The organism is Kitasatospora sp. NPDC096204, from assembly GCF_044763205.1.
Classification (GTDB): domain Bacteria; phylum Actinomycetota; class Actinomycetes; order Streptomycetales; family Streptomycetaceae; genus Kitasatospora.
In genome coordinates, this window is record NZ_JBIWFT010000025.1 from 1 (window position 1) to 11,921 (window position 11,921).

Consider the following 11,921-nt stretch of genomic DNA (forward strand, 5'->3'; position numbering starts at 1 on the left):
TCTCCGACGTGAAACGGTCACCGGTCAACTGCATACCGTCACCGGAATCACCGGCGAAACGAATGATCACCCGATCGAGTCTGCGGATCGGCTTGGGCCCGCTCGAAGCAGCGGCCGAGGCCTGCTGCACGGTGCCAGTCATGCTGTTCTCCAGACGTAGCGGATGGGGGTCGGACGGATCCGACGGGTGCCCCGGCCCGGCGGTCGGGCCTCGGGGCTGGTTCGACCGGCCCTGGACCGGTCGGGAGGCGCCCCGGGGGTGTAGGCGCCTCCCGACCGGGTCGGGGGCCGCGGGCCGCTCCGGAGCGGCCGCGCGGGGTCAGTTGGCCTTCGCCTGCTCGTCCTTGCGGCCGCTCAGCAGCAGCGCGATGAGCACGAGCAGCACCAGGCAGATGCCACCGAGCACCCACAGGACGGTGTGGAAGGCGCCGTCGTAGGCGTTGACCAGGAGGTCGGTGAAGCTGCCGCGCTGCGCCTCGGCCACCTGGCCGGCCGGACCGGAGATATTGCCGCTCGCGACGGTCCCGGCGACGGTGGTCGCGTCACCGGCGCCGGCGTAGCTGGCGATGCTGTCCTGGGTCTTGCCGCTGATGACGGTGGCGAGCAGCGAGCCGTAGATCGCCACGGCGATGGCCTCGCTGCCGAGGCGCATGGTGTTGAGGAAACCGGCGGCCATACCGGCGCGCTCCGGGGCGACGAGCTCCAGGGCCTTGCCGTCGACGAGGCCGGCGGCGAGGGCGTAGCCGGCGCCCACGATCAGCATCGGCAGGGCGACCAGGCCGAGGTTGACGTCGGGCTTGTAGAGCTCGAGGCCGACGGCGCCGACCACCAGGAAGACCAGGCTCAGGTAGATGACGCCCATCGCGGAGACGCCCTTGGCGACGAGCTTGGCGGCCACCAGCGGGAGGATCAGCATCGGGACGGTGAGCATCAGCATGATCGCACCGGCCGTGCCGCTGGAGTAGCCACCGGCGGCGGTGAGGTAGCTGGGCAGGTAGGTCAGCATGGTGACGAAGCCGAAGGAGCCGGCCACCGGCACCAGGCAGAGCGCCATGAAGCGGCGGTTGGTGACGATGCTCAGGTCGAGCATCGGGTGCGACTTGCGCTTCTCCACCGCGGCGAAGACCGCGAGGGCGACGATCGTGCCGGCGAACAGGCCGAGCACGCCCGGGCTGGCCCAGCCCCACTGCGAACCCTGCGCGATGCCGGTGGTGAGCAGCAGCATGGCGAGGATGAACAGGGCGGAGCCGACGACGTCGATGCGCGCACCCTCGGTGCGGGTCTCCGGGACGGCGCGGCTCATGGTCGGGACGGCGAGCAGGACCAGGGCCAGCACGATCACGTGCACGGCGAAGACCCAGCGCCAGCCGGCGTTCTCGATCAGCGCGCCGGACAGCGACGGGCCGAAGGAGACGCCGATGCCGGCGACGGTGCCGAAGAGCGCGAAGGCCCGGCCGCGGGCGGGGCCCTCGAAGACGGTGGAGAGCATCGCCGCACCGCAGGAGAAGATCGCGGCGCCGCCGATGCCGGCCAGGGCGCGGGCGGCGTCCAGCAGGATCACGTTGCCGGCGAAGACGCTGACCAGCGAGGCGACCGCGTAGATCGTGGCGCCGAGGGCGAAGGCGCGGACGCGGCCGATGATGTCGGCGATGGAACCCCAGGCGAGGGTGAAGCAGGCGAACGCCACGTTGAAGGCGTTGACGACCCACTGGAGGGGCACCAGGTTGGCGTCCAGGTCGGAGCCGATGTACGGCAGCGCCACACCGGTACCGGAGATGGACGTGGGGACGACGAAGACGGCCAGAAGGACGGCGACCAGGATCAGCGTCTGCCGCTGGCGCCCTGACGCCTGGGATCCGGCGTCTTCCCCGACGAGGGGGGATTCGGTCTGTGCAGCCATGGTTGGGGAAGCTCCCGTTCCGGAGGGCTCCGAACCTTAGGTTCGGTTCTTATAGAACCTAAGGCTTGCACGGAGCGGAGGTATGATGCAAGTCAAACCTGGCCTACGAGTTGAGGCCACGAGCGACAGGGAGGCGGAGGAGAATGGTCGACGCGGAGGGTCACCCGAGCCGGGACGAGATGGAGCTTCCGACAATCCTGAACGCTCTGTCAGATCCCTTGCGGTACAAGGTCGTCCAGGAGTTCGTGGGGTTGCCGGACGGCACCGAGCGAACCTGTCTGTCCTTCGACCTCGGGGTCTCGAAGTCCACGCTCAGTCACCACTTCCGGATCCTGCGCGAGTCCGGGCTGGTCCTGCAGATCAACCGGGGCAACAGCAGGAAGGCGCACCTGCGACGGGAGGACCTGGAGTCGCGATTCCCCGGGCTGCTGGACCTGATCAGCCAAAACCCGCCACCCGGGCCAGGTCCGGAGCACGACGCCGGCGACGACTCGGGCGCCGCAGCACCATCGCGGTCACGATCAGGCCGTCGCGGGCGAGCCAGCGGCCCGTCAGGAGGGTCGAGCGGGAGTCCCGACCGGTCGGCCCCGGAAGCCTGACCCGGGCCCGGAAGGTGCCGTCCCGGGGGTCGACCGTGATCAGCACGCCGTCGAAGCCCAGCGGCCCGACCAGCGGGAAGAACGCCTTGTAGACGGACTCCTTGGCGCTGAACAGCAGCCGGTCCCAGCTGACTTCGGGCCGCCGCTCGAACAGGGTGCCGACCCACGCCCGCTCCGCGGCGAGCGACAGCAGCGGCAGCGAGTCGCTGTTGCTCAGCCGCTGGTTCGGCTCCGCGTCGACGCCGATCCCCAGGATGTCCAGGGAGGGGGCGACGGCCGCGGCGTGGTAGCCGGGGGTGTGGGTCATGCTGCCGGTGAGCCCGCTCGGCCAGAGCGGCTCGCCGGAGCGGCCCCGCAGGATCGGGGCCGGCGGCAGCCCGAGCCGGACCATCGCCTGCCGGGCGCAGTCACGGCTCGTGGTGAACCCGGCCCGCCGGGCGGTGGCCATCGGGGCGGCCCACCTCTCCTCCTCGGGGAAGAGGGCCGCCTCCTGGGAGGTGTCGAACGATTCGGCGCCGACGACCGGCCCCGGCAGCAGTTCCTCGATCACGGGATGTCACGTCCTTCCTGGCCGGGTCTCATGCGACGCCTCGAAGGATCTCGGTGCGCAGCCGCTGGACGTCCCCGGAGGGTTCGACGCCCAGCTCGCGGTTGAGCAGGGTGCGCAGCGACTGGTAGGCCCCGAGCGCCTCGACCCGGCGGCCGGAGGCGTGCAGGGCGCGGATCAGCTGGGCGTGCCGCCACTCGTTGAACGGCTGGGCCGCGACCAGCAGCCGCAGCTCCTCGACGACGTCCCGGTGGCGTCCGCGGTCGAGGTCCGCCTCCAGCCGCTGCTCGATCGCCCGCTCGCGCAACCCGCCCAGTTCCGAGGCGAGTTGCTCGATCACGGCACCGTGCCGCACGTCGGCGAGCACCGGGCCGCGCCACAGCGCCAGCGCCTGGCCGAAGGTCTCGGCGGCCGCGTCCACCCGGCCGGCGTCCAGCATCTTGGACCCGTAGGCGCAGCGCAGCCGGAACTCCGTGGCGTCGACGTGCTCCTCGGATATCTCCAGCCGGTAGCCGTACGGCTGGCTGGCGATCTGCGGCTTGCATTCCTCCGCGACCGGGACGGCCGCGAACCACTTCCGCAGGTGGTAAATGTGGGTGCGGACGGTCATGACGGCGGTGGCGGGCTGATTCTCCCCCCACAGTTCATGCGCCATCACGTCGATGTTCACGTCCTCGTTCGCCCGCAGTGCGAGTAGGGCCAGTACTTTTCGCAGTTTGGGTCCCCGAAGTGCGAAGACCCGGTCGGTGAAACGGAATTCCAGTGTGCCCAGCACATCGACACGCATGACGTCCGACATGTATCCCCCGTGGTTCCCGCATGATGGCGGGATCTCGTCTGGCCCCCCGGCCGACGCTTCAAGAAAATATCGGTCCCGCACCGGGGGACTCAATGGATCTGCTCCTCAGGTGCCACCCCGGGTACGTCCAAAGGAACATGCCGGGTGACACACGTGACACACCCGGGCCCCGCCTGCCAGCAGACGGGGCCCGGGTGCGTCCTCGCGGGAGGGCTTCCCCGCGGCTACCAGCGCACCGGCAGCCCGATCGGACGGCGCAGCAGCGCGCCCTCGTCCCAGACCAGGTCGGCCGGGTCGCCGTCCAGCGTCATGGTCGGGAACTCGCGCACCACACGGCCGAGGATCTCGGCGATCTCCAGGCGGGCCAGCGCCGCGCCGAGGCAGTGGTGCATGCCGTAGCCGAACTGCAGGTGGCGCTTGCCCTTCCGGTCCGGGTCGATGACCAGCGGGTTCTCGAACACCTCGGGGTCGCGGTTGCCGAGGAAGGCGTCCGCGTAGACGAGGTCACCGGCGTGGATGGTTCCCTCGGAGGTCACCACCTCCCGGTGGGCGACCCGCGGGAAGGTGGACATCCGGCCCAGCGGGACCAGCCGGATGATCTCCTCGACCAGCTGCGGCATGACCTCGGGATCGGCGACGGCCCGCTGCCACAGGCTCGGCGCGCTGAGCAGCACGTGGGCGGCCTTGGCCAGGACCGAGAGCACGTTCTGGTCCACCGACACCACGGCGGTGAAGATGATGCCGACGAGCTCCCTGTCCTCCAGCGGCGGCTCGGTCTCGTCGCGGCCCTGGATGAACTTCTCGATCAGGCCGCCCGGGACGTAGGGGCGCTTGCCGGCGACCATGTCGGCGACGTAGTTGTACGCGGTGAAGAAGTCCTCCACCAGCTGCGGCACGTCGTCGTGCAGCGCCATCTGGATGGTGCGGGAGTGCGGGCGGAAGTACTCCACGTCCTCCACCGGGATGCCGAGGAAGTGGCAGGTCAGCTCGATCGGCACCCGGTCCAGGACGGCCGTGTACAGGTCGGGCCGCTCCTGGGCGCGCAGCTCGGCGAAGCTGCGGGTGATCGCCTCGTCCAGGTACGGGCGCAGCTTGGCGACCGCGTTGGCGCTGTAGTCCGCGGTGACGAACCGGCGCAGCCGGGAGTGGTCCTGGCCGTCCAGGTTGATCAGCATCTCGGGCGGCAGGGTGGTGGGGAAGAAGGTCGGGCCGCCCTCGACGTTGGTCTCGGTCCGGCCGTAGGTCGGGTCGGTCAGCGCCTTGTGCACGTCCGTGTAGCGGGTGAGGTGCACGGCCTTGTGGCCGCTGGGCAGCGCGATCTGCGGCAGGCCGCCGGCCGAGCGCTCGGGCACCTGCGTGTACAGCGGCGTCGGGTCCAGGCCCGGGATGTCCGCGACCGAGACGGACGCGTCGACTGAGGTGGTCATGGTGGTGGCTCCTCCGGGGTGTCCGGCCGGGCTGGCTCAGAGCAGGTCGGTCAGACCGGCGAGGCCGGTCGCGGCGTGCAGGTCGGCGAGGGTCTGCTCGTCGTTCTGGTAGAGCACCGTCTTCCAGCCCTGGGCGCGGGCGGCGGCGAGGTTCTCCTCGACGTCGTCGATGAGCAGGCACTCGACGGGGGACACGTCGGCGGTCTTGGCGGCGATCTCGAAGATCTCCGGGTCGGGCTTGCGGTGGCCGACCTCGGAGGAGTCGATCAGGACGTCGACCTCGCCGACCGGGGCGATGATCGCCTTCCAGTACGGGCCCCACTCGGTGACGTTGTTGGACAGGACGCCGACGCGCACGCCGTTGTCCTGGATGTACCGGTACGCCCGGACCATGACCGGATTGGCCTTGATGCCGTCGAACCACTGCCGGCCGAAGGTCTCCAGCTCGGCCCGGGACAGGTCGATGCCGGGGTTCTGCTCGGCCAGCACCCGGGCCAGCCGGCGGCCCCACTCGGGCTCGCTGATCACGCCGACCTCGACGGGCGCCATGGTGGGCAGGCCCATCTCGTCGGCGACGCCCTTGATCGCGGCCTTGAGCTGGCGGGGGCTGATGCCGGTCTTGACCTCGTACGCCTCGTAGATGCGCTCCAGCGGCGGGGACAGGACGCCGCCGAAGTCGAACCAGACCATGGACAGGTGGGACATGGTGATGCCTTCCGAAAGGAGGTGGTGTGAACGGGTCAGGCGAGCGTGACGGAGACGGATGCCACGGCCTGCTCGCCCTGCACCGCCCGCAACAGGTAGGAGGTGGCGCCGCGGTCCGGATCCGGCGCGGCGGTGAGCCGAACGGTCTGGTCCAGTTCGGCGAAGCGGTCGAACGAGCCGTCCAGTCGCAGCACCCGGCCGGCGCCCTCCGCGCCGTCGGCCAGGAGCAGCGCGCACTGGCGGGCGGCCTCGCTGAAGACCATCGCCGGGACGTGGTCGTACGGGTGGTCGTACATGCTGCGGTTGCGGAAGGTGCGCGGGCTGAGCACCGCGGCCAGCCCGCCGTCCTCGCGGCGGACGTCGTCGAGGACGGCGTTCACCGGGTCGAGGCGGCGCACCGCGGCCGGGTCGACCGGCTCGCCGATCGGGTCGGCGGACAGGCCGAAGGCGGTCGGCACCTCGCTGCCGCGCTGCATGTAGCGCAGGTTGTGGTACTGGTCGGTCGCGGTCGAGCGGACGTCCATGGTGAGGTGCCCGAGCGGCTTGCCGTCCAGGCTGAGGTCCATCGCGAACTCCAGCCGGCGCAGCCGGCCGCCGCGCTCGTGCCGGCCGGTGACGTCGCCGTCGATGGCCAGCTCGCCCGGGCGGGTTCCGCACGCCAGCGCGTCCGGGTCGGTGACCTCCAGGGTCCAGGCGGTCACCATGAAGGTGGTGGCGGCCGGGACGCCCTGGTGGAGGTGGGCCGCGGCGGTGACGGACTGCCGGCACGCCTCCAGCACGAGCAGCACGTCGTGGTGGTCGAGACGGCCCGGGTGGTCCCTGAAGTACCCGTGGGACAGCGGCAGTTGGGCGGCGGCCTGGAACCGCCGGTCGTCCACCGCACGCGATCCGGTCAGGAACACCTCGGAGAGCGACCAGCGGTGCACCAGGCTGCGGGGGACGGTCTGCTCGTACGCCAGCGGGGCCGGGGCCTCCTCGGTCCGGTCCGAGGGGGCGAGCAGAGACGTGCTTTCCATGAGAGTTCTCCAGATCGGTGCGGTGGACATGCGCGGACGGGAGTTCAGCGCGGGTCGGGCCGGGCGATCACCGCGGCGCCGACGGACCCGTCGGGGCCGACCGCGGTGAGCACGGCCGCCCGCTCCCCCGGTGCGGCCTGCCCCGCCTGCCAGCGACCCAGGACGGCCGCCAGCTGCAGGGCGACGGAGGCCCCGTACGTCTCGCCGAGCGCGGTGTCGGTGCGGACGGTCCGCTCCGCCGGGACGGCGCCGAGGGCCTCGCGCAGGGCGCGCCGCTCGACCGCGGACCAGCCGCGCCGGGCCGCCGCGCCGGGCGCCACGGCCACCGGCTCGTCGGCCGGCAGTCCGCTGCGCCGCAGCGCGCGGCGCACCACGGCGGCGAGCCGGGCGGCCACGCCGAGCGGGCCGTCGACGACCGGGTCGGCGTGGCCGCTCTCGCAGGCCAGCAGCTGCCCGAGAACGCTGCGGCCCTCGCCCCGCGTCCCCTCGCGCTCCAGCACGAAGACCCCGCAGCCCTCGCCGAGGGCCGACTCCGGGCGCAGCGCGCCGCTCTGCAGCCAGGACCAGGCGGCGGCCGTGGACAGCTCCTCGACGCCGCCCGCGAGCAGCCGGTCCGCGTGGCCGTTGACCAGCGCGGTCCGGGCGTAGCGCAGGGCGTGCAGGGCGGCCAGCGGGCCGCCGGAGACGGTCGCGTTGACCCCGGTGAACCCGAGCCGGATCGCGGTCTTGCCGGCCGCCGAGTTCATCAGCGTGCCGGGGAAGGCCGACGGGTTGACCAGGTACGGGCGCTCCTGCACGAAGGTGTCGCGGAAGAACACCTCCTGGGCGCCGGAGCTGCCCACGGTGGTGCCGAGCACGATGCCGGTACGGGCCGTCGACCCGGCGACGGTCCCGTCCGTGGCGAGCGTGCAGGCCGCCATGACCAGCTGGTCGGTGCGGGACAGCCGGGACAGCCCCTTGCGGCCGAGGACGGCCTGCGGGTCGAAGTCCACCACCGGCCGCACAGCCAGCTCCGGCCAGTCCTCCCCGGGCGCGCCGGCCGCCGGCTCCGGCCGGGCCAGCGCGGCGGCGATCGGGGCCGTCCCGTGGCCGGCGGCGCTGAACACGCCGTGGCCGAGGATGTCGATCGGCAGGACGGACGGCTCGGTGTGCTCCCGCTCGTCGGCCGGGCGGGCGGACGGCGCCGCTTCGAGCAGAGTGGTTCCGGTCATGCCTCGACCTTCCCTAGCAGGAGGACCGCGTTGTTGCCGCCGAAGGCGAAACCGTGGTTCTGCACGACGCGGGGGGCGGCGGCCCGGGCGGTGCCGGGGACGACGTCCACCTCGCCGAGTTCGGGGTCCACCGTGCGCAGCGTCGCGCTCGGCGGCAGGAACCCCTCGTGCAGGGCGGCGCAGGACACCAGCGCGCCGAAGGCCGCGGCCGCGCCCATGGTGTGCCCGAGCATCGACTTGACGGAGCTGATCGGGGGCAGGGCCTCCCCGAACACCTCGCGCACGGCGCTCACCTCGGTGACGTCGTTGGCCCGGGTTCCGGTGCCGTGCGCGCAGATGTAGTCGACGTCCCCCGGCTCGACCCCGGCGTTGGCGTGCGCGATCCGCACGCACTCGGCGATGGTCGCGGCGTTGGGGTTGGTCATGTGCTTGGCGTCGCAGGTCATGCCGTAGCCGAGCACCTCGGCGTAGATCCGCGCGCCGCGGCGCAGCGCCTCGTCGAGGGGCTCCAGGACGAGCGCCGCGCCGCCCTCGGCGGTGACGATGCCGTCGCGGTGCTCGTCGAAGGGACGTGGCACGGTCTCGGCGAGCGCGCCGAGCGCGTGGAAGCCCGCGTGGGTGGCCCGGTTGGAGGCGTCCGCGCCGCCGCAGACGGCGAAGTCGGCCTCGCCGGAGCGGATCAGGTCGTAGGCGTAGCCGATGGCGTAGTTGCCGGCGGCGCACGCCGTGCCGAAGGTGAGCGACTCGCCGGTGAGGCCCAGCTCGGCGGAGACCGCGCCGGCGATGTTGCCCGGCTCGGTGCGGGCGATCTGCTCCGGCCGCAGGGCGGCGGGCCCGTCGGCGACCCAGGCGGCCACCGCGTGCTCGACCGCCTGGGACTCGCCGTTGGTGGTGCCGAAGCAGCTGACGCCCCCGTCCGGGAGCCCGGCCGCGGTGTCCAGGCCGGCGTCCTCGACGGCCATCCTCCCTGCGGCGGCGGCGAGTTGGCCGCTGCGCCCCCAGCGCTCGGGGGCGGTGCGGTGCAGGTGCCGCGACGGGTCGAAGCCGCGGACCTCACCGGCCAGGGTGTGCTCGAAGCCGGTCGGGTCGAACTGCTCGATCGGCCCGATCCCACTGCGGCCGTGCCGGATGCCCTCGATCAGTTCCCCGGCCCCGAGCCCGAGGCCGCTGACGGCCCCGAGCCCGGTGACGACGACCCGCCGGGACGTCCTGCTACGCACCTACGGCCTCGGCCACGTAGTGCTTGGCGACGAGCTCGTAGGCCTCGGGCAGGGTGTCCAGCTCGGACAGGTCGTCCTTGGGGATCTTGATGTGCAGGTCACGCTCGAACCGCGAGATGATCTCGATCACCAGGAGCGAGTCGGCCTCGAGGTCGTCGACGAAGCTCTGCTCGTCGGTGAGGTCGGCAATGTCCGCTTCGAGCACCTCGGCGACGATTTCGCGGATCTTCTCCCGAATTTCGCCCGGAAGCTGGCTGCTGCCCATATTCCTCTTCCCCTCAATTGGTCACGTCCGACCCTCCGGAGATCTTTCCCGGCAGGTCGGCGAGTTCCCCGCAATTCGAATCCAGCAACCGGGGGGGCGGCAACCCGTCGATAGTTGCAGGCGGCCATGTGTCTAAGGTGGCATGACCCAAATCGACACATTCGGGCCGTTCGACCGGACGTCGGCACCGTTTTTTTAACCCGCTTCTATCTGCCCGCCGCAGACTCGGCCGGGAAGTACCCGCAGAGCGAATTCCGGAAGGAGGTCGGGGATGAGGCTGGCGGAACCGGTGACCATCACCGCCGCGGCACTGTGGCTCCCCGAGGAACGCGACCGCGTCGAGTGCGCGGTCCAGGAGGGCCGGCTGACGCCCCGGCACGCCCGGGACCTCGGTCACGAGGACGTCCCCGCCGCCGTCGAGGAGACGGCACCCGACATGGCGGTCGCCGCCGCCCGCAAGGCCATGGACGCGGTCGGTGTCGCGCCCAAGGAACTCGACCTGACCTTCCACGCGAGCATGTACTACCAGGGGCACGACCTGTGGTCGCCCGCCCACTACATCGCGCACCGGATCGGCGCCGACCGGGCCCTGCCCATCGGCATCCAGCAGGTGTGCAACGGTGGGAGCACCGCCATCCAGCTCGCGTCGACCTACCTGACCTCGGCCGGCGGCGGGGACACCCCCCGACGTGCCCTGGTCACCACCGCCGACCGCTTCACCGCGCCCGGCTTCGACCGCTGGGCCAGCGACTACGGTGTGGCCTACGGTGACGGCGGCACCGCGGTCGTGCTGAGCGGCCCCGGCGCGGAGGCCGACGACGGGCTGCTGCTGCGCTCCACGGCGAGCACCGCCGCCGCCGAGCTGGAGGCGATGCACCGGGGCGTCGACCCCTTCGCACCGGTCTCGCGCGGCGTGCGCGACCGGGTCGACATGCGGATCACCAAGCGCGCCTACCTGCGCGAACACGGCAACGAGCGGTTCGTCGAGGTCAACCGGCGCAGCATCCGCATGATCATCGCCGACGCCCTGGACGGCGCCGGCATGCACCCGGGCGACCCCCGGCTGCGCTACGCGGTCCTGCCCCGCTTCGGCCGCAAGACCCTCCAGGACTCCTGGCTCACCATCCTCGCCGAGGAGACCTCCGCCGAGCCGCTGGACTTCGGCCGCGCCACCGGCCACCTGGGCGCGGGCGACGCCGTGGCCGGCCTCGCGGACCTGCTGGAGGCGGACGTGCTCGCCCCCGGCGAGGCCGCCCTGGTGTTCAGCGCGGGCGCCGGCTTCACCTGGTCCTGCCTGCTGGTCCAGGCCCCGGAGCGCTGACCGCGCCAGTGCGCCGCACGCCCGCCGCCGGCTCGGCGGGCCGCACCGAACGACCACCTCACGAAAGGCGACCCACGAACCATGTCTCGATCAGTCTTCATCACCGGGGCCAACCGCGGCATCGGTCTGGCGGTGGCCCGCGCGATGGCGGCGGACGGCGACCGGGTCGCGGTCGGCCACCGGGGCGGCGACGTCCCGGAGGGCTTCCTCGGGGTGCGCTGCGAGGTCACCGACCAGACCTCGGTGGAGGAGGCGCTGGAGACCGTCGCCCGCGAGCAGGGCCCGGTCGAGGTGCTGGTCGCCAACGCCGGCATCACCCGGGACACCCTGCTGCTGCGGATGGACGACAAGGCCTTCGACGAGGTACTGGACGTCAACCTGCGGGGCGTGTTCCGCACGGTGCGGGCCGCGGCCTCGACCATGCTCGCCGAGCGGCGCGGCCGGATCGTGCTGCTCTCCTCCGCGCTCGGCTTCCTCGGCTCCCCCGGCCAGACCAACTACGCGGCCACCAAGACCGCGCTGCTGGGCTTCGCCCGGTCGCTGGCCTGGGAGTTGGGGTCGCGGGGCATCACCGTCAACCTGGTCGCCCCGGGCATCATCGAGACCGACATGACCAAGTCGCTGTCCGACCGCCGGATGCGCGACACCATGAAGATGACCCCGCTCGGCCGCCCCGGCACCGACCGCGAGGTGGCCGCCGCCGTGCGCTTCCTCGCCAGCGAGGAGGCCAGCTACATCACCGGCGCGGTCCTCCCGGTCGGCGGCGGCATCGGCATGGGCATCTGACGCCACGGCGTCGGCCCGCCCTCTCGTTCTCCCGGTCCGGGCACCGACCGGGTCAGGCACCCGCCTGCCCGGTGTCGATGCCCCCGCTCCGCCCGGACCGGGCAATTCTTCATGCGACCAGCCCC

At 72.2% G+C, this 11,921-nt stretch carries 11 protein-coding genes and 1 pseudogene; 3 read left to right on the plus strand and 9 right to left on the minus strand.

Going from position 1 to position 11,921, the window contains the following annotated elements:
- Positions 1-319 precede the first annotated feature (319 nt).
- Positions 320-1,900, minus strand: coding sequence for an MFS transporter (locus tag ACIQ87_RS25330; protein ID WP_402410358.1), 1,581 nt, complete (start codon positions 1,898-1,900; stop codon positions 320-322).
- Positions 1,901-2,079: 179 nt separating this feature from the next.
- Here ACIQ87_RS25330 and ACIQ87_RS25335 point away from each other — a divergent pair.
- Positions 2,080-2,244 (plus strand): annotated as a pseudogene (locus ACIQ87_RS25335) (ArsR/SmtB family transcription factor); the annotation flags it as partial.
- Between the two features lie 94 nt (positions 2,245-2,338).
- Here the strand turns inward: ACIQ87_RS25335 and ACIQ87_RS25340 are convergent.
- The 8 genes from ACIQ87_RS25340 to ACIQ87_RS25375 form a co-directional block, all read right to left on the minus strand.
- Complete coding sequence (locus ACIQ87_RS25340) at positions 2,339-3,049, minus strand: 4'-phosphopantetheinyl transferase (RefSeq protein WP_402410359.1); 711 nt, start codon at positions 3,047-3,049, stop codon at positions 2,339-2,341.
- Between the two features lie 28 nt (positions 3,050-3,077).
- On the minus strand, positions 3,078-3,701 hold the full coding sequence (locus tag ACIQ87_RS25345; protein ID WP_402410360.1) for a BTAD domain-containing putative transcriptional regulator: 624 nt from the start codon (positions 3,699-3,701) through the stop codon (positions 3,078-3,080).
- Positions 3,702-4,069: 368 nt separating this feature from the next.
- Positions 4,070-5,272: a cytochrome P450 gene (locus ACIQ87_RS25350; protein WP_402410362.1), complete on the minus strand. Its 1,203-nt coding sequence runs from the start codon at positions 5,270-5,272 to the stop codon at positions 4,070-4,072.
- Positions 5,273-5,308: 36 nt separating this feature from the next.
- Positions 5,309-5,977, minus strand: a complete 669-nt coding sequence (locus ACIQ87_RS25355; protein WP_402410363.1) for an HAD family hydrolase — start codon at positions 5,975-5,977, stop codon at positions 5,309-5,311.
- Between the two features lie 35 nt (positions 5,978-6,012).
- On the minus strand, positions 6,013-6,993 hold the full coding sequence (locus ACIQ87_RS25360) for an AfsA-related hotdog domain-containing protein (RefSeq protein WP_402410365.1): 981 nt from the start codon (positions 6,991-6,993) through the stop codon (positions 6,013-6,015).
- Positions 6,994-7,037: 44 nt separating this feature from the next.
- On the minus strand, positions 7,038-8,204 hold the full coding sequence (locus tag ACIQ87_RS25365; RefSeq protein WP_402410366.1) for a beta-ketoacyl synthase N-terminal-like domain-containing protein: 1,167 nt from the start codon (positions 8,202-8,204) through the stop codon (positions 7,038-7,040).
- On the minus strand, positions 8,201-9,424 hold the full coding sequence (locus ACIQ87_RS25370; protein WP_402410368.1) for a beta-ketoacyl-[acyl-carrier-protein] synthase family protein: 1,224 nt from the start codon (positions 9,422-9,424) through the stop codon (positions 8,201-8,203). The genes ACIQ87_RS25365 and ACIQ87_RS25370 overlap by 4 nt, the downstream gene beginning before the upstream one ends.
- Positions 9,417-9,689 (minus strand): acyl carrier protein, encoded by a 273-nt coding sequence (locus ACIQ87_RS25375; RefSeq protein WP_402410370.1) that lies wholly within the window; start codon positions 9,687-9,689, stop codon positions 9,417-9,419. Before ACIQ87_RS25375 ends, ACIQ87_RS25370 begins: the two co-directional genes overlap by 8 nt.
- A gap of 271 nt (positions 9,690-9,960) precedes the next feature.
- Here ACIQ87_RS25375 and ACIQ87_RS25380 point away from each other — a divergent pair, with 271 nt between their 5' ends.
- Together ACIQ87_RS25380 and ACIQ87_RS25385 are read left to right on the plus strand one after the other, a co-directional pair.
- A complete protein-coding gene (locus tag ACIQ87_RS25380; RefSeq protein WP_402410372.1) occupies positions 9,961-11,010 on the plus strand; it encodes a ketoacyl-ACP synthase III family protein in 1,050 nt (349 codons plus the stop codon).
- A gap of 81 nt (positions 11,011-11,091) precedes the next feature.
- The gene (locus ACIQ87_RS25385; RefSeq protein WP_402410373.1) at positions 11,092-11,796 is read left to right on the plus strand and encodes an SDR family oxidoreductase; all 705 of its coding nucleotides are present in this window, start codon (positions 11,092-11,094) and stop codon (positions 11,794-11,796) included.
- Positions 11,797-11,921 lie beyond the last annotated feature (125 nt).